This window comes from Parageobacillus thermoglucosidasius (genome assembly GCF_001295365.1).
In the GTDB taxonomy this organism is placed as follows: Bacteria; Bacillota; Bacilli; order Bacillales; family Anoxybacillaceae; genus Parageobacillus; species Parageobacillus thermoglucosidasius.
Genome location: NZ_CP012712.1, coordinates 980,520 through 998,679, shown reverse-complemented (window position 1 = coordinate 998,679; position 18,160 = coordinate 980,520). Strand labels below are relative to the sequence as shown.

The following is an 18,160-nucleotide window of genomic DNA, read 5'->3' as shown; positions in this document are numbered from 1 at the left end:
GACCATGAATGTCACATTTGATCATATCGTTCACTATACGGAAAAACCAGAAGAAGCGAAAACCGCGTTTCAGCTTATTGGCTTTCATGCCATAAACGGAGGAAATCACCCTTCTTGGGGAACGTATAACTGCCTAAATTACTTTACCGGACTGCGGTACATTGAATGGATCGGCATTGCCGACTTTGATAAAGCGAAAACGTCCGACAACGTTTTGATCCAGCAAATCATCACGGACTCCCATAAAGGAGAAGGCTTTTCGCAATTGGCATTCCGCACGGACGATATCGATGCTGCCATTTCCCGCATCCAAACAAAAGGACTAAAGCCGATCGGTCCGTTTTCCGGAAGCCGAAAACGTGAGGATGGCAAAACAATAAGCTGGTCGATGTTATTTATCCATGACGAACAAGATGACACATGCCGCTATCCGTTTTTCATCCAATGGGGTGAACCGGAAGAAGCCCGCGCTAACGAAATGACCCCTCTCATGCAGCACAGCATCGGAACCCCGTCCCTTTCGCATATTGGGATGAATGCAAGCGATCTTGACAAGTCATTGCAAAAATATTGCCATTTATTCGATATACCCCGCCAGGCCGTAACGGAAAGCAGCGATGAATTTGGCGCTTATTCCGAGTTTCCGATCGGAAACATAGCAATCCGCTTATATGAGGAAAAAAGCCTCACCGCCGCTGTCAACAGCGCACTCATCAACCGCCCGTTTTTATGCGGAATCACCGGAATGCCGGAAAATAAAATTGTCCATATAAAAAATGCGGTCTATCATTTTTCCACGTAACGCTTTAACTCTATCTTTGGCAAAAACGAATACGCTAATCACATAAAAAGAAAAATGACAAGTCCCGATACGATAAAAAACAATAATTAAGCGGATTCATAGCAATGATGCATACTTCACGATGTACTTTACGCTGATGCAGCGGTTTTCCGCTAACACCTAAAGGAAATATGCCATATAAGGAATCAGCAGCAACGCCGCAGAATTAACACTTCTGTATAAAAGAAACTGGCCGGCATGGGCTATTTCTGTGTACAAGAAACCAACATGCGCAAAATATCGCACAATGAAGCGGTGATACGATGACGTCTTTTATATTCCATCGAGATGATGACGCCCGATATAAGCTGGCCACCGCTAAATTGGGAAGCTCGTGCAATCCCGCAAAAAACATCCACGAACGGCCAGCGAACACCTCTTTTGCCCATTCTTCAAGAAAAAGAGCTCCTTCATATTATTCGAAAAGGAACCATAAATTGACAAGGATATCATTTCGTCTTTTATTTTTTCCTCATAACATCTGGGAACCGCTTGAGAACCCCTTAAAAGAGAATCCCCCAAAACGATCCTCTCCCCCATCTTAAAACATTTTCGGTGTTGGGAATATCCTGTCAGTGCTGTATTCTGAAAACCTCACCAGTATTGTGCGGATAGATGCCTTATAGAAAGTGTCAGAACGTGATTCATCATACTTTTTACCCTTTGTCTGTCTTCTCACTTTCAGGCATTTCTTTTTTCCTTTTTCCGGGCTATCACATAATAAAGAGCCGGCACTGCCAATAAAGTTAAAGCGGTACTATACAGTAACCCTCCTATCATCGTAACAGCTAAGGGGCGAAATAAATTTCCTCCTATGATGGCTAAAGGCGTTAATCCGCCCACTGCGGATAAGGACGTTAATAAAATCGGGCGCAAACGCAGCCTTCCAGCCTGAATCAAAGCATCTTTCAACCCTTGTCCTCGATCCAATGCATTATCAGCGAACTCCACAAGCATCATTCCATTTCGAACGACAACGCCCCCCAATCCAATCATGCCAAGTAATGCCATAAATCCTAATGGCTGATTGGTAAGATAGAGGGATAAAATGGCTCCGCTCATCGCCATATAAATCGCTGTCATAATTACAATCAGCTTCCAGAATGAACGGAATTGGATAAACACTAACACAAAAATCAATAGTATGGATAGCACATAGAACTTGTACATCGATTCAAATGCTTGTGTACGCTGTTCCTCTTGCCCTTCCATTGTCCATTGATATCCACTCGGCCATTTTTCCTCTAGGGCTTTCAGACGCTCCTGCACTTTTTTAGTCACTTGTGGCACCATTTGGTTATTATCCACATAAGCTGTCACTACGGCTTGCCGCTCTCCGTTATAATGAGTGATCTGCGGGACGGTTTGAACAGTCGATATTTTAGCAATCTGATTGAGATGCACATATTGGCTTTGGCCGTTCGGGAAAACGGCGGAAACCCAAAATTCCCCTAATTCTTCTATATTTCTTGGTGATTGGTTTGCCTTCAATAAAACAGGAAACGATTCGTTTTCAATAAATGCTTTGCCCACTTCGATCCCCTCAAGGGCAAATCGATGGTTTAAAGCGATATCTTGTGGAAAGATTCCGTATTTCAGGCTCTTTTCCTTATCAGGGATGACAAATACTTCGGAAGTTTTTCTTCCAAACGATGACTGGGTCTGGGTAATATGGGCAAGCCCATCCAACTCTCTTTTGACATCTTCCGAAATCTTTTGCAGCTGGGCTAAATTTTCTCCTTTCATCCGAATTTGGATAGGTGCTTCAATGGGCGGCCCTTGCTCAAACTGCCGTACTAACACACGCGTATCTTTTGGAAATTTCCCTTTTAACTGCTCATTCAGCCGGTCAACGACCTTTTCTGTTTCCTTAACTCCAGTCTCATTGAGATGCAGCATCATCTGCCCCACAGATTCCCCGCGATCTATCGGTTTCTCATTATAGTAAATTCTCGGCATCAATTGTCCCAAGTAGGCGATATCAAAATCGATCGCTTTATCATGCTTGACGATTTCCCTTACTTTTTTCACCACTCGCTCTGTTTGTTCGAGACTGGACCCTTGTGGTAAACGAATATCGACCACTAACTGGGATCGTCCATCCGCCTTAGGGAAAAACTGTACTTGTAATAATGGCAGCAAAGCCAATAAGGCGGTACTTACCCCAAAAAAGATAGCAATCCATAATGGAGCTCTTTTTAATGTTTTCGTCGCTAACTGCTCATATTTAGACTGTAGAACAGACCATCCTCTCAGCAGCCACTCACTTTCTTTTGCTTGTCCTTTTAATCCGAATCTTGCCCGCAATGCTGGAATAAAGAACAGGGAGACGAGCAATGAAACAAGCAAAGTCACAATGATTACTTGCGGGATCGAATGGATAAAACGCCCCGTATCCCCTTCTAAGAAATAAAGGGGAGCAAATCCGACAACAATCGTCAATGTTGCGACAATAATTGAAGGCGTTACTTCATATACAGCTTTAATAATATTCCCTATGTTATTCCCGTTTTCGGTTAAATGTCTCTCAATATTCTCATTGGAGACAATCGAATCGTCCACTAAAATGCCTAAAACGAGGATAATCGAAGCAATGGAAATCTGATGCAAACTCACTCCCCAAAGATTTAAGAAAAATAATGAGATACACACGGTAACCGGCACGCTAAGACTGGTAATCAACGCGGAGCGGACGGCTAATCCTAACAGGCAGATCACGATAACAACCAATATACCGACGCCTAATTCACGATACAGTTCATGAAACTTTTTATTTACGCTTTCACTTTGATCAAAAACAACCTTCCCCGTATATTGTTTCGGTAATTCTTTCTGCCAAGATTGATAAGCTTTTCTTAATTCCTCTCCCGTTTTTCTGGCATCTACATGATAGTCCACATAAACAATTATCGCTACACTTTGCTTTTCACCTGTTAAAATTTTCGTGCTTTCCTTTTCGTATCCCCATTTAACTTTAGCAAAGTCCTTGACAACCAATTGCTTGCCTGACTTGGGATCCTGAAAGACTGGAAGATTTGCGATCTGATCCGGATTGCCAAGCCCTCCAACGCTCAGGACATTCTTTTTTTCATTTCCTTTTAAAGTGCCTTCTGGAATTTGCACATGATTTTTTTGTAAAACCTGCATTACTTGCAGCCAAGAAAGTCCCAAGCTTTTCAGTTTCGGGATATCGACATTGATTTCGACCCGCTGATCCGCTAATCCCAAGATTTCTGTTCGCTTGACTCCTGTTACTCGGTCAAACCGTTTCTGCAGATCATTCGCTTTCTCTTTCAATTCCTCGTGATTGATTTGGCCATCTTGAGAAAGATGAACAATCATAAAAGCCATCTCAGAAAGATCTGTCTTGATTTCCGGTTCCGTTGCCTCTTCTGGCAAAAGCTTTTTCGCCTGGTCCACCTGCTCCTTTACTTTTTGCTGTGCTTTTTCCAAATTATTTCCTTCTTTAAAGGTCACAAACAAGGCAGATGCATTGGGAAGCGAAAAAGACTCTATATTTTGTACTTCAGAAACTGTCCTTATTTTTTTCTCCAACACATTGGTAACCAATTGTTCTACCTTTTCACTTCCCGCTCCGGGATAAGCAGTCACAATGGCTACGCCATTCACTAAAAACTCAGGATCTTCTTGTTTATCCATTTCAAAATAAGAAAAGACCCCGGCAAGGCTCAGCGCGATAAACAAAAGGATTGTAACAACTGGTTGTTGTATTCCTTTCTTTATCCATATCATCTTATTCTCCCCTTTTTTGAATCCGAAACGAAACGTTGATACATAGCATCTTTTCCTCCTTTCTTTTAATATGTATGTTACAGTATTTTCAAATTTGTACTTACTATCTTCAGTCACAATTTCGTAGGCCAAACAATGACTTCAGTCATCTTTTCGAAAATAAACAGTTTCGACTTAAAAGATTCATTACGCTACTCCTAATAATGTTTGCATTTCTTAAAGCAATCAATCCTGTTATCCCACCCATAAAACGTGGAAGCAAACTCCAAAGAAAGATTGCCATTTTCCTGTCATAACACTCACGATAAAAAAGAAAGGAAAACCTATCATCACATCTATCGAAAGTTTTCGATGTTTATTCATTTTAAACGTCCTTGTTTCTACCTATATCTCTTTTTAAACCAAATGAACATTTTTCTTGACTGACAGATGTCTGGCACCATGGCCGCCAAACGTGGAACCTTATCTTTCTTTGGCCAATTTCAATCTAAATTGATGTAGTTTGGAGAAGATGTTTTTGAACAAACGACAAGCCCGTCATAACAAGCGCTAGGTTTGATAAGATTTAATTGCTTCCCTTCATGCATTGTGTAAGTGTGCTGAAAAAGCCAGCGGTTTTGGGGCACTTTTCTTTGCTGCGAGATATCGAAAAAGCCAATTTCATGCCCGGCTTGCTTGATGCGAAACTCGATGCTGTCTTGGCCAGGCTGCCGCACTTCATATACGCTGCGATTATTTTCCGCTGCTTGCCCACTATACATAAAGAAGCTAATGGTATAGGAGAACTCCTTGATTTTGGGAGGTAAATAAGAAAATGTCGATGGAAATCCTAGCAATCTCCCAGATTGTTTCATTATATGCCCATTGTGCGCCCATACTATTATCTTCTCATTTGGAAACATCTCCTGTGCCAGCCACGAAATATTGTCAGCCATTGCCTTATTCCGGATTTTTATCGCTTTCACGAAGTGGGAAGAGATCATCTGCATGAGGGACATTCGGTTTTGCAAAATTCTGTTCACAAGCAAAAAAGCGTCTTTTCCTAACTTATTTTGTAATTCAAGGCTGTTTTTATCTAATAAAAAGAGAAATTCTTGATAAAGCGTCATCCATTCTTTGCATTTTCGCTTACGTTCCTTTTTAGAAATGGACGGATTACGGGAATTTGCATATTGGTAAAACATTTCTTGTTCCAATGCTGCTATTTTTTCGCCAAAGGTCTTATCCATATTGGAAAATACTTTTACCAAAAACTTGCCGGTGATATGATCGCTGGAGGCAGGCTGAATATCCAATCCTGTTAAGATAAGAGGATGATTGGATAATTGCGTTTCTTTCGCATAATGAAAAAGCATTTCGACTTCCTCTGTATGCCAGACTTTAAATAAAGAATGTTTCATCCATTGCCTTGCATCCAGTTGGTCTTGTTGATAAAAGCATAAGCTGCAGTCATTAAAGCTGCTTTCGAATGCTAAAACTCGAAACCCCAATTCTTTATGTAAGTACTTAATCATCTTTGTTTTAATCTGGCTATGCTCTGCCACCCCGTGGCCATTCTCTCCCAAAAAAACGATCCGTTTATTTTGCAGTAAAGGTTTTAAAAAATACAAATCGGAATCATCATCGAATTCATGCAATTGTATACGGTACGTATGACCTTTGAGCCAATCGATTTCAGAAGAAATATTATTTTTACGGTAAAACATGTGTTTATCACCTTTTTTAATAAGTCCATACTATACCAGTAGCATTACGTAAAAAGGTTCAACCCAATAAGTTTAGCAGCATCGGTCAAACAAACATCTTAAAATTTTTCATTTGTCATCGTTCCTCTCTCGCTTTTTCAGTGGAAGGCCCGTTATCAAAATCAAACTGTATGCCCATAATAACCAAGAGCCAAAATATCGGTCCGATTCTACAGGTAAATTAGTAAACACTCTTGGAAAGACAGTTAACACAATCGTATCAATTAACATACCGGGAAGTGCAATAAACATAGCAGCTTTTAAACGTTCATCTTTTGTTAAACCTTTAAAGTTATATAGCGGATAAGTTAATAAAAAAATTAAAGGAACAACAAACATATAGGATAAGAGAAGAAGCAAAGTACTATCAGGAGTAAAGAAAAAATGACCAACAAATCGAAAAATGAACGTGGCTCCTAACCAAACAAGGAAGCCCCAAATTAGAAAATACATGAACAACACCTCTATTTCTACTTTTTACATTTTTAAATTAAGACAACGATTTACATAAACATCAGAGGCATATCTCAAGTTGCTTCCGTATGAAGAAAACGCTATTTCTACTATTTCATTTAAAGAGTTTCTAATTCTATGATGCAATTCTATAAAAACAGTATCCATTGTCGCCTGTCCCGAGATTAATAAACCAAAAAATGCAGCAGCTCCAGCATTAGTTATATAGTCTGGTAAAATATATACTCCTTTATCAATTAAATATTTTTCCGCTTTAGATGTTACAGGCATATTGGCTGCTTCAATGATTACTTTTGCGTTTACTTCATGGCAGTTTTCTTCATGAATACTATCCTTAATAGCAGCCGGAATAAGAATATCTGCATTTACTTTTATCCAATATCCTTTTGGGTATTGAATTATATGATCTGGTAACTTCGTACGATTAATAACCCCATTTGAATCTGTAATTGATAGCAATTCTGGTATTGGGAGACCATCATTATTGACTACACAGCCGACAGAATCTTCAATTGCAATAATTTTTGCTCCACTCTGGAGAAGCTTTTCTGCAGTGATTTGCCCCACAGTTCCAAACCCTTGAATAGCAACCGTACTTTCGCAAAGATTCAACTGAATTTTCCTACAAATTGTTCTAACTGCTTCTAAAATCGATAATCCAAGCGCTTCTACAGAATAGCTTTTTCCAAATAAATCACTTAATTGGAATTTATTAGGAATGTCTACTGAAATTCCTCGTTCACGTAAACGACGCACAACAACATCAACTGGATTGTAATGAATAGATTCATATATATAAGCCACATCCTTTCCTGTAACACCTAAGTCTTCCCCAAGAAAATAATTATGTTTTAAAAGAGGTTCTGTTAATTCCGCAAATCTTTTTAATAGTATTTTTTTTTCGTGCTTAGAAGGGTCATACTCTATTCCCGCCTTGGCTCCACCTAACTCTATATTTAAGGCTGCATACTTCTTGGTCATAATCGCAGCTAACTTCTTTATTTCACCCAAACTAATATCTGGGGACATTCTTAATCCACCCGCACTTATTCCGTTAACTAAACTGTCAATAACGATATATCCTTTTAAATCATAATTGGGATCGCTGATGGTAATTTCATAAAGACTCACCTTTATATTCCCCTTTCTTTTTATTTTTTAATCATACCTACTTCGAAAGTAAACGCAAAGGAGCGATCATTTTCATTCAGAAATTTTATTACCTCATCAAGTCGTTGAACATGAGATGTTAAATTCTCTGGAATGGTTCTTTTCGAAAGAAAATTACGATAACAAAAAATACCCCTGTTCCTGCTTACTCTAATAATTTCACTTAAAATCGCTTCAAATGAATGTTCTGACATCCAACCGGAAATATCAGATAGGGAAAATTTATCAAATGAGTTATCGGGTACTTCCTGTAAATATTTTTCTAATGGGGCTGTAACAATTTTTACTTTATGACGACTCCTCCTGATTTTTTCATAATGACATGGATACAAATAAACAGGTAATGAAGATGTATGAATGTAATTTCCTGATAAAAGAAATGTAAGCCAATGATTTTCTTTTATAGGGTGATGAGTAAATGTATAGTCCAGACGTGATATTAAATAATCTGCCAGTGAATTTACTTCACTATAAGCATAGTAACTAGGATCATTTAAAATAAATTTGTAGATTGACCTTCTACATAGTGTCTGTATGCTTCTACGCCATAACCAAGTATTTAACTTCTTATAGAGAATTCTTTGTTCTTCGATAGAACGACTTTTTAGCAATTTAGATATAATGTTTCCTCTTGTAAATTTGATAATTGGAAGTACCACATTTCTGTAAAATCTTTCTTGTCTCCCAGTAAAAATGACACCCTGTTTAATTTTTTCTTTATGTTTGTCCCAAAAGATTGCTGCATCATCAGAAAGCAACGGTTTTAATTTCTCGTACATTTGAAGACGTTTGTCGGAATTATGAATTCCTAAAAATTGCAAAACTTCCTCATATGTAAGTGCTTCAAAGGCAGATAATTTTAACTCTAGTAAATAGTTTTGTTCAGGAACAGCGTCAACGGAGGTTAAAGATTTAGGCTCATTCGCTAACAGCGCTAAACTTCTGCAACCACTGCCAGTGATGGAAAGAACGTCATCTGTCGAGGATATATTTAAAGCGGTTAACTCAGATTGTGAATCCTCATTTGAAGTGGTATATAAAAGCCAATTTTTTTCTGTAGTTAATAGCTTAACTATACTACCTAAATATGAAATCATAACAACCTCCTTATAATTTTTATGTAATCAAAAATGGCTCTTGCGTTCTTTTGTCTCACACACTTTTTTTAAAATTATTCTTACTTATCTTAATTATACATCCATTTTCTTTCCTTTTTACCACCAACATGGTGTCGGAACCCCCGCCATTTTTTGGCGGAATACCGACACGAGATGGCGGACTCCCAAAAAAGAAAACACCCTCACCGATCCGATGAAGGCGTTAACAACATATGAAACTCTGGAATGAGCCCTAATTGTTTTGCTTTTTCCACGGCTTCTACTCTCGAAGATACATGCAGCTTCGTGAAGATGCGCGATAAGTGTCTTTCCACGCTTCGTTGGCTTATGTGATGTTTTTTGGCAATGTCTTTATTACATAAACCGTTGGCGACTTCCATTAATATTTCTTGCTCGAGCTGGCTCAGCGCAACATGTTCTGCATTTTCTGCCATCTTGGCCTTAACTTCACGAAGATGCAGTTGGCGCAATAAATGCACAGGGATAACCGCTTCGTCTCTCAGCGCACAGCGAATCACTGTTATCAATTGTTCGCTTGTTGCCGTTTTGCTGACAAAGCCTGTAATGCCTGATTCAATTAAATAATTAAAAAAAGGAGCGACATCATACCCGGTATATATGACAATTTTCGCATTTGGCTGTTTTTGGAGAATCCGCCTGCTTAATTCGATACCGCTCATATCCGGCATACGCCAATCAAGCAAAAACACATCATATGTACGTTGTTCCATCATCTGTTCCGCTTCTGTGCCAGATGTAACAAGTTCTACTTGGAAATCTTGTTCGCTCTCGAGCATATTCTTTGTCCCTTCACCAACAAGGCGATGATCATCGACAACCAAAATGTGAATCATCTAGTCATTTCTCTCCTTCCTATGCTTATAATGGAATGGTGATCCGTATATCTAGCCCCTCGCCAAGTTGTGATGTCATCTCGCAAGTTCCACCTAAGCCTTGCACACGCTCTTTTATGCCAAACAAACCAAGCTTTCCATCATAATGATTTAATTTTTTCATGTCTATACCTATACCATTGTCAACATAATGAAGTTGAACTTCCTCATTTTGAGTCTCCAATGTTAGTTGAATATACGATGCCTGCGAATGTTTCAGCGCATTGTTTAATAATTCTTGGATCATCCGATATATTGCAAGTTCTCGTTCTTCATCTAATTTGGTTGATACATGAATATTCCACTCCACTTTGATATTTGAACGCAAATGAAATCTTCTGATTAATTCGGCTAATGCTTCTCTTAATCCGACTTGTTCCAAAAACGGCGGTCTTAATTCATGGCACGTTTCTCTTGTTACATCAATCATATCTACGATTTCTTCTTCGATGTCGTTTAGCTGCTTTTTCATTTCTTCCATACGCATATTTTGAAAGCGCAAGCTCTCCACTTTTCGTTTTAAAACAATTAAATCTTGAAGAATCGTATCGTGCAAGTCAATGGCTAACTTTCTTCTTTCCTTTTCCGACCATTGAAAGATCAAACGAGTGAGCCAAACAGAATGGCTTCTTTCCTTTAAATTGTCTAACTCTTTTATGAAATCCTCTACTTTTAACATATTTTCAATCGTGACGCTGGCATAATAGACAATGGTGGATAACCAATCTTTTTGTTCTGCTCGAAATAAAATGGGATATTTCTTTTTTCCCACTAACATGAAAGGACTTTGTCGGAACGAGCCTACAAAAACCGCGAACAAACGCTTATTTTCAATCATTTTTCCAATCGAAAGTGGTTGACCATCCATCTTTTTGATTAACTTCATCCACTCTTTTTCATCGCAATGAAAAGGGGCTTGCCTATTTTGGACCGCCAATTGTACAAAAGCCAGATTCTCTATATCTAATACTTCCCTCACTTCTTTTTCCAAGCATTGGATGACTTCTTGCATATTTCTTTGTTTTTTTAATGCTTCACCGATTCGATATATACTTTCTTGGTAAAAGTCTTTTTGTACATATAACTTCGCTCTTAATGTTCGATCGAAACATCCTTTTAAATAGAGAGCAAAGATATTGATTACATAAATCAGTAAAAACAACAAAGCGAGTTCAACAAGTCTCCTCGCTTCATGAACAAATTTGGCATAAAGCAATGTAACAAGAAAAGCCGGAAATAATGATAAAAGAGCATAGTATACAAAGTGATTGATGGAAAACTGCAATCGAAATAGCCGATCCGTACAAATCAAATAAAGAAAGACGGAGGGCAACACAAAAAACGAAGTAACGGTTAATTCAGCTGGCAGTCCCCATTTTCCAATGATTAGAACGGGGAGATCATAAAATAAAACAAATGGTGCGGCAGATAACCCAATTGCGAAAAACAACCCTTTAACCGTATGTTGCTGTTCATCTTTTTTAAAATAAACGAATCCTTTTCCTAACAAAGCGAGAATGATAACCATGTTGATAAAAAATGTCGTCAATAGCACTTCCGCTTCACTTATCGAACGAAACGATAAAGACTCGAGTGAGACAACAAACATCAAAAAGTTAAACCCATAAAGGAAAAAGACGATTTTTTTCGCAAACCACACTTTCTTTTCTTTTTCAAAATAATGATAAACGAAATGCAAAAAGACAGCAGGCAATATTAAAAATATACCGTTAAACATTTGCCGTCCAAACGGTGCATATTTCGCTGATAAGCTGGCACTTATATAGCAAAGCCCTATCAATAATAAAAAGTAAATAAGCACGGTTGCCGATTTGTCATTCGGCCGCAGACGAAGCAAAAAAATACTTAAACTAATAGCGAATAGAAAAAAACCCGTCGGCAAGGCGATATAATACAGCCATTGTTCCGTTCCATGCGATTTATAGTCAACCGTCAATGTTTGGATTTGATTTTCTCTCTGAATCGTTATTGTTTTCGCTTGTTCAATTGTTTTGTATTCCCGGACAGTAAAATGGGAGAGCGGAGGCTTTCCATCCACTTTCAGCACTTGATCATTAATATGAATACCATGTTTTTTTGCCCAACCAAACTCGTAAATATCGTTAACAATAATATCACCATTCTTGTTTTCTATTACATCCATACCAATCAATGGATGCCTAACATTTAAAATGGTTAAATATAGCGCTACAATCAAAGCAACAATCATCGCAATGACTGTTCGATTCATCGTTATCTACTTCCAATATCCAAGCGGCTCCGTCGATTCACTAAATACCTTTACAACCGCTTTTACCTCTAACTCACTTAAACCTATCAAGCTCACCGTACCATTTTGTAATTTTTCGATGACTTCTGGATGTTCTACTAAAAAGCGAATGATTTCTTGCATTGCAGATCTCCCTCCAACATTACAAAATAATTGTTTTCAGTACGGATTTGTACCTATCGTCTACATCCAGTTTCTCGATTTCTTGCAAAGCCTTTTCCTTGTAAATATGGCTCATCACTTTAGCATAATAAAACGCTCCTTCCTGTTCCATTTGCTGAATTACTTTTTCCTTTTGGGCATAAAGCTCATTGTAATCAATATGATTGCTAAAATACTGTTTCAATAAGTTATCCCGTTTACTTGCCAGCATGTACAATACCGGAAGCGACTTCTTCTTTGCTTTGATGTCGTTCTTCTCATCCCAACGATACAACGCATCGATATCATTGTCGATTTGCGCAGCGATTCCGATATCATTGGCATACTTTTCAATGATGACAGTGTTTTTTTCAGCGCCTGCCAATGCAGTTCCGACGAAACACGCCATGGCTACTAGAGAACCCGATTTTTTCTTCACCATTTCTATATACTCCGCTTCTGTCTGTATGCCATTTGTGACATCCATATGCTGCCCATTTAAACTTTGAAGCAATCGAGATAAAATATATGACTGTGCCTTTGCTTTTTTATCATCATCGATAGGCAAATCCGCAATAGCTTTTTGTCCTGCTAACAATAATCCGATGGCCATATGAAATGAGGTTGTAAGAGGTGCTTTGCTCCACGAGGTTTCCAAGCTGTCTTGATCCATGAGGTCATCGAGTATATCTCCAGCCAACATCAGCAGTTCTACAGCCGCTGCGATTCGTTCGCTTTCCTTCACCTCTTCGGAAAATATCTGGTAATGCATACCAGCTAAGCAGCCGAACAAAAAATCGCTTCGTTCTGCGTGTTCTTCTACCGATGTCAATACCGCTTCTTGTAAAGATGGAACGAAAAAACATGACTTGACAATCTCCCTCATTTTCATCTTCACTGTTTCTTTCTCCATCATTTCACCAATATTCAACACAAATATTTCCAAATAAATAAATTACAACAAAATTCGTAAAATTCCTTCTTCACATTAATAAAAATTCCAGAACAAAAGAGGCTGTCTCATAGGTTTCTGACCTCACGATCAATTCATAATATATAATCATCTCTCCAACATGATTCCCTTTATATTTTGTTGCGGGCTTCTGTTCCTTGGCTTTTAAGACACCCCCACATCAAAATCTTATTTATTGTTGCCTGGGTATATGGGCAAGCAGAAAACAAGCCGGGTAATGGTACTAATAAGTTGATTTTTCCGGCATAAACTTATTCATTTCATGCTTTTTGCGGATTCTTTTATTAGTATTCATGAAAAATGTTTGTCCGTTGAAGCTTTTTTAAAAACTTTGGTGCCCACCAATTCGCACGCCCCATTAATTTCATTAACGCAGGAACCAAAATAATGCGGATGATTGTGGCATCCAATAATACAGAAATCGTTAATCCCAATCCTAGTGCTTTGATCAATTCAATATCTGTGAAAATGAATGCTCCTACTACACTTATTAAAATAAGAGCAGCACTAGTGATCAAGCTGGCAGTTTTACTAAGTCCTTCTGCTGTGCTTTGTTCATTATCCCCTGTTATCTCATACTCTTCCATGATTCGCGAAATTAAAAAAACTTCATAATCCATTGAAATTCCAAATACAACGCCAAAAATAATGATTGGAAGCGCGGTACTGATATAACCTGTAGACGAAATATCGAACCAATCAGCGAAATATCCGTTTTGGAACACACTCACAACAATTCCTAAACTTGCCCCTAAACTAAATACATTCATTAATACTGCTTTAAGTGGCAGAACGACAGAACGGAACACAAAAAATAAAATCAGAAATGTTGCCCCCATGGTAAAACCAATCGTTTTAAACATATCATCTTTAATCTTGCCAACAATATCAAAGTCAAACGCAGCCTTTCCAGTCACATAAACATCTAAATTTTCAGAATTTAATCCCCTGATGTTTTCGATCAATTGGTTCATCTTCTTGTCATCAGGAGAAATATCAGGGATGACGTTAATAAGCACAGTATGTTCCCCTACTATTTTACTATCGGTGAATCGTTTTTGTACTTGTTCCTGTTGCATCAGCATTACTTTTTCTTCCAGAGAGGAAGCTTCTATCATCGAAAGATAACTTGTTACATGTGCTACATTCTCAACTCTTTCAAGTTTTTGAATGTACCCGTCTAGTTCTTCTATGGTCTCTTTATCCCATACTGAACGTGGTGTTTTTACTACAATAGTGATAGGATTCGCTTCCTTCTGGTCAAAATGTTCCTTAAAAAGATCAGAGCCCATTCTAGACTCATAGGTAGGAGGCAAAATTTCTGCCTTTGGAACAGCAATTCTGATGTCTTGTAACGGCAACATACAAAACACTAATCCTGCTATGGTGACGAGGGCTAATGAAACTGGCCTTTTCATCACCGAGTAGGCAACTCTTGACCACACTTTCTCTGAGTTTCTTTTCTCCCAGCTTTTTGGAAAAACCCTCAATTTGTTCACACGGTATCCGAGGATACTCAATACCGCTAAAAGCAACGTCGTGCTGACAAGGACCGATATAGATACGACGAGAATCCCCCCTACCGCAAGGCTGAAAAATAAATTTAAATCAATAAACACCAAACCGAATAAACCTACTACAACTGCAAAACCTGAAAAGACAACAGACTTTCCTGCTGTTTGATTTGTCATGCCAATGGCCTCTTGAATGCTTACTCCCTTCTTTAGCTCTTCACGAAATCTCGTGACAATAAAAAGAGCATAATCGATGCCAACCGCAAGTCCAAGCATGGACACAATATTCGGAAGAAAATTGGAAAACTCAATGTGGAGCCCCAAAAAGTACAAGATCCCCATGGTAATCACAATGCTTGTTAAACCAACAATAATAGGGAGGATGGCAGCTACTAATGTTCCAAATACAACCAACAACACGACTAATGCAACTGGAATTCCAATCTTTTCGGCTTTAATGAGGTCTTTTTTGCTAGCTGTATGGAAATCGTGCAGAAGAGAAGGTTGACCGGTTATATAAACATCCATGTTATCTGGCTGTGTGATTTTTTGTTTAATTTCATCATATTTTTCTTCTGCTTCATTTTCACTTAAACTTAACATAATCATTAAAGCTTGAATCCCATTATCGTCACTAACGCGTTTCGTTGTCACAAATTGAATATCTTCCACATAGGATAATTGGTTTAATCCTTTGACGGAGGAAAGAATAGCTTCTTTTGATTTTTCCGTTGTCAAATCTAAAGTATCACTTTTATATACTACCATCAGTGAGGAAGCAGAGAATCCCAATTCTTTTTTCAATAAACGATTACCTTGATCGGATTCAGAACCATAAGGTATCATGCCATTATCCTTAAATAAATTTTCTGCTTTAGGCGCAAACATGGCAAAGAATGCGAATATCAATAAATTGAGAATGAGCACCAGCCAACGGAACCGAAAAATCATACGGCCCCATTTCCAGAATAACCCTTTCCCTGTCACTTCTCTCATATTTTCACCTTCCTTGTACAGGCAGAATATACTATTTCCTACCCATTAATTGTTTTGAAGTCCCCATTCATGGAAAAGAGAAAGGCAGTTTACAGCTGTACAGCCCCTCTTTGAAAGTACATTCATAAAAAAGATTAGGAGAACGATATGCTCTTATTTCTCCAAGCGTGTTGCGAAACGCATAATGGGCGCATAAATGCATATAAAAAATCCACCACCTTGGAAATCATATACGGTGCCCCCCAAAACCAACGGGTGGACACGATCATGATTTCCAATTTTGTTATCGAACATGCACTATCTAGCGAAATAGATCTTTAGTACATTATTCGATACATCAACCAACTTTCTTTTCTTGAAACGCTTTACCTTATATGTGATAGTGCAATCCACCCGTATCCAAAAAATCACTGTTTAAATGTTTCTTTTTAAAAACATACTTTTCTATTGATTCCTTATGACAGATGGATGGTGAACATTCTTCATCGGTTTGGCTATTTTCGTCATATTTGCGGACTTCAGAGGTTCCCCATCTGTCCACATTTTCATGAGTCAGTAAGTAGTTCCAAAAACAAGGGTTTTCTGACTTTCATCATTATCTCTTAAACGATTTATGCGTTCCCGAAAGGAGTCATAAGCGACAGCATCGTCCTACGAAGCAGTCTCTACGATTCGCAAGCGAAGTAGGGCATGTCGACTCAGTACCACTAACCCTCCACAGAAGGGATGATTTTATCGCATGTTTTGATGCCAACCAAAATGACATAGCAATGACACCAGAATTTCGTCTTTGCAAGAATGGAACATCGAGTTTGTGCTTGGTGGATGCCACGTAAGACAGTGAAAAGATCCGTAAAACGACGGAACAAGTCGGAATTTTTTTCATTTCACCCATTAATCGTCTAAACCATGAGGAACGAAAAGATGCTTATGGTCAAATCATTCCTATCTGTTTGAAAACCAGATTGGGAAAGAGGCTATTCGGTTTTCGAAGCTCCATCGAACGAGTGTTTAATCAATTGAAGAGCGATGGGCTTGAGTAGCCATGATGTATGGATTTAATCGGTATTTACTACATGTGCAACTGTGTATAGTATACTTATGGTATACTTATGCATAACCTTTAGTTTTGCAATACTATCTCTCCATTAACCATACAAGATTACTTAGCCCAACGTAACATTAAGGAACCACATAACCATTTAGAAGATTCTGCTCCTACTAACATTAAGAGGTCATTGTAGTTTAACAGGCCCCTTCTATTGGCTTCATCTAATGCAATTAATACTCCTGCAGCTGAAGTATTACCAACTTGGTCTACGTTCACAAAAAAGCGGTCAGCATATTTTGCTAATGGATTTTCATCCGAAGTAAGTCCAACTTTAATTCGCTCAGCATTAGCTTGAGGAACAATAATCATATCAATCTCTTCAGGAGAGACTTTAGTCACCTCTAAAATGCCTCGGATGGCATCAAAAGCCATTTCCTTATCCATTTGAGCAATCGATTTGTAATCTTGGAACCAACGGTAGTTTCCTTCTTCAAGAGTTTGAGTGTCAATTGGTCGTTTAGAACCGCCAACTGGCAATACGAAACCTGCAGGCTTACCCACTCCAATCGAATTTAAATAAGATCCGATAATACCAGGAGCAGATGGTTCATTGGTCGACTTCAACACGACAGCCCCCGCACCATCACCAAACATAATCACATTTAACAGGTCGTTTTTATTTACATTTCGATCGCCTCTTAAATACGGAGGAACAGTGTATGTAGAAGAAAGTTCGCTCCCAATGACCAAGGCTGTTTTATATAAGCCTGTTTTTAAAAATTGGTCGGCAATCGTAAGGGCTTGAGCAACCCCGTTACATCCTGCTCGTAACTCAATAGCAGCACAATGTTGAATACCTAATTTTTCTTGAATGATAGGAGCATTAGCTGGTAATGGATAATCAGGTGTTGCTGTTACGCTGATAATCACATCAATGTCGTTCGGTTGTATCTCAGCATTTTCGAGAGCGAGACGAGCTGCTTTCGCTGCTATATCCGAATTGTCTTCTCTTGCTACTCCTGTTTCAGGATCGATAGCCCAATACCGTTTATGCGCACCTAATGCATTAACTAAATCCTCCGCAACATGACCAATAACTTTTTTTAATGTTTCTACTGTAATGGAGTCCCCGGGAAGATATGAACCAGTACCTATTATTTGAGTTGTGAACATTCCAATTCCCTCCAAATATATGATTATC

The 18,160-nt window shown here is 38.5% G+C and carries 12 protein-coding genes and 1 pseudogene; 2 read left to right on the top strand and 11 right to left on the bottom strand.

Annotated features, from left to right (window positions below; translation table 11 throughout):
* The first annotated feature begins 4 nt into the window (after positions 1-4).
* Entirely contained in the window at positions 5-802 is a 798-nt protein-coding gene (locus tag AOT13_RS04930) for a VOC family protein (protein ID WP_013401724.1), read from the top strand.
* Between the two features lie 720 nt (positions 803-1,522).
* Here AOT13_RS04930 and AOT13_RS04925 read toward each other — a convergent pair.
* From AOT13_RS04925 to AOT13_RS04880, 10 genes are all read right to left on the bottom strand, one after another.
* Positions 1,523-4,594 (bottom strand): efflux RND transporter permease subunit, encoded by a 3,072-nt coding sequence (locus tag AOT13_RS04925; RefSeq protein WP_042383970.1) that lies wholly within the window; start codon positions 4,592-4,594, stop codon positions 1,523-1,525.
* Between the two features lie 482 nt (positions 4,595-5,076).
* Positions 5,077-6,300 carry an erythromycin esterase family protein gene (locus AOT13_RS04920; RefSeq protein WP_045844643.1) on the bottom strand — a complete coding sequence of 408 codons (1,224 nt, stop codon included), beginning with the start codon at positions 6,298-6,300 and terminating at the stop codon, positions 5,077-5,079.
* 108 nt (positions 6,301-6,408) lie between these two features.
* The gene (locus AOT13_RS04915) at positions 6,409-6,792 is read right to left on the bottom strand and encodes a DUF5367 domain-containing protein (protein ID WP_013877585.1); all 384 of its coding nucleotides are present in this window, start codon (positions 6,790-6,792) and stop codon (positions 6,409-6,411) included.
* 24 nt (positions 6,793-6,816) lie between these two features.
* A complete protein-coding gene (locus AOT13_RS04910; protein ID WP_013877586.1) occupies positions 6,817-7,944 on the bottom strand; it encodes a Glu/Leu/Phe/Val family dehydrogenase in 1,128 nt (375 codons plus the stop codon).
* Positions 7,945-7,964: 20 nt separating this feature from the next.
* Positions 7,965-9,080: a BtaA family protein gene (locus AOT13_RS04905; protein WP_013877587.1), complete on the bottom strand. Its 1,116-nt coding sequence runs from the start codon at positions 9,078-9,080 to the stop codon at positions 7,965-7,967.
* 203 nt (positions 9,081-9,283) lie between these two features.
* On the bottom strand, positions 9,284-9,955 hold the full coding sequence (locus AOT13_RS04900; protein ID WP_003253283.1) for a response regulator transcription factor: 672 nt from the start codon (positions 9,953-9,955) through the stop codon (positions 9,284-9,286).
* 25 nt (positions 9,956-9,980) lie between these two features.
* Positions 9,981-12,245, bottom strand: a complete 2,265-nt coding sequence (locus AOT13_RS04895) for an ATP-binding protein (RefSeq protein ID WP_042383999.1) — start codon at positions 12,243-12,245, stop codon at positions 9,981-9,983.
* Between the two features lie 6 nt (positions 12,246-12,251).
* Positions 12,252-12,407, bottom strand: coding sequence for a competence pheromone ComX (gene comX, locus AOT13_RS04890; RefSeq protein ID WP_013144165.1), 156 nt, complete (start codon positions 12,405-12,407; stop codon positions 12,252-12,254).
* 19 nt (positions 12,408-12,426) lie between these two features.
* Positions 12,427-13,359: a polyprenyl synthetase family protein gene (locus AOT13_RS04885; protein WP_097948925.1), complete on the bottom strand. Its 933-nt coding sequence runs from the start codon at positions 13,357-13,359 to the stop codon at positions 12,427-12,429.
* A 323-nt stretch (positions 13,360-13,682) separates the two neighbouring features.
* Positions 13,683-15,908, bottom strand: coding sequence for an MMPL family transporter (locus tag AOT13_RS04880; RefSeq protein WP_013877590.1), 2,226 nt, complete (start codon positions 15,906-15,908; stop codon positions 13,683-13,685).
* Between the two features lie 324 nt (positions 15,909-16,232).
* Here AOT13_RS04880 and AOT13_RS21360 point away from each other — a divergent pair.
* A pseudogene (locus AOT13_RS21360) lies at positions 16,233-17,028 on the top strand (ISNCY family transposase).
* A 42-nt stretch (positions 17,029-17,070) separates the two neighbouring features.
* Here AOT13_RS21360 and AOT13_RS04875 read toward each other — a convergent pair.
* On the bottom strand, positions 17,071-18,132 hold the full coding sequence (locus AOT13_RS04875; RefSeq protein WP_013877592.1) for a 3-oxoacyl-ACP synthase III family protein: 1,062 nt from the start codon (positions 18,130-18,132) through the stop codon (positions 17,071-17,073).
* Positions 18,133-18,160 lie beyond the last annotated feature (28 nt).